Raw genomic sequence first — 1,200 nt, forward strand, 5'->3', positions numbered from 1 at the left:
GGGCCGGGTCGGCGGGCACGCTGTCCCGGTCGGGGACGCAGAGGTGGTCGTGCACCGTCTCGAAGGCGGCCGTGCGTACGAGGGCCTCGGCCAGCTGGCAGGCGCGCAGGGCCCCGTCGAGCAGCAGGGAGACGGGGCTGTGCCCGGCGCCGTGCGCGGCGGCGTTCACGGCGGCCAGCGCCACGTCGGTCCGCGCGCTCCCGAGCCACCGGTGCAGCAGGCCCCGGAAGCGGGGGTTCTCCCGCAGCAGCATCACCACCGCCGTCACCGGCCGGGGTGAGGCGGGCAGCCGCAGCGCGGCCCCGGTGACGGCGGCGACGACTCCGGCGGTGTCGGCGGCCAGAGCCGCGGCGGCGGTGCGCACCGAGCCGGGGTCACCGGGGTGGTCGAACTCCTCGACGTCCTCGTCGTCCGCCACCAGTCCGTGCCGCTCGGCGAGGACCTCGATCCGCTCCTCGACCCGATCGGTGGCCGCGTCCTCCACGGCGGTCACGACGAGCCGCCCGAGGCCCTCGTCCCAGTAGGCCAGAGCGACGTCGGGGTGCTCGGCGAGGTCGGCGACGAGCCGGCGGACGCGGTGTTCGGTGGGCGTGGGCTCTCCCGGTTCCCCGTACTGTCCCGGTTCCCCGTACTGTCCCGGTTCCCCATGCTCCCCGTGTTCTCCGTGCGCTCCGAGCCCCGGCTCGGCCTCCGCGTCCGCGCGCAGTGGCACGTGGACGCGCGGGCCGGCCCGCCAGCGCGGGGACGCTCCGGGGAGGGCGGACTTCGCGGCCCGCGTGGTGCGGGCCGCGAAGTCCGCGGTGCGTACGCCGGCCCGGACGGTCCCGGCCACCGCCCCTGCTGCCGCGCCGTACGCGACGGGCACGCCCCGGGTGAGCAGGCGGGGGCCGGCCAGGAGGAGCCCCGCGGCCGCCGTGGTGAGTCCTCGGTTCATGGCTCGTCCTCAGTCGCCGGATCGGGTGTGGCCCACGGTGGAGCCCCCGGGACCGCGCCGGCCGACCGGTGCGGTCTCCTCGTGCACGGGGAGCCTGTCGGAGGGCGTCGGCGACGCGGATGCCCCGGGCGCCCGGCGGGACGCGGTGCCCGGGGTGTGGTGGGTCGACGCGAGGACCCGGGGGGTGGGCCGGCTCCCGTCGCCGGACTCCGCCTGCTCCCCCGGCCCCGGCATCGGCACCGGCCCTGGTCCCGGCCGGGGCCGGG

The 1,200-nt window shown here is 78.7% G+C and carries 2 pseudogenes; both read right to left on the reverse strand.

The features are described from left to right. A pseudogene (locus EHS43_RS44880) lies at nucleotides 1-934 on the reverse strand (cation-translocating P-type ATPase); the annotation flags it as partial. Between the two features lie 9 nt (nucleotides 935-943). Beyond that, a pseudogene (locus EHS43_RS47275) lies at nucleotides 944-1,200 on the reverse strand (hypothetical protein); the annotation flags it as partial.

It is taken from the genome of Streptomyces sp. RP5T (genome assembly GCF_003933965.1).
Taxonomy (GTDB): domain Bacteria; phylum Actinomycetota; class Actinomycetes; order Streptomycetales; family Streptomycetaceae; genus Streptomyces.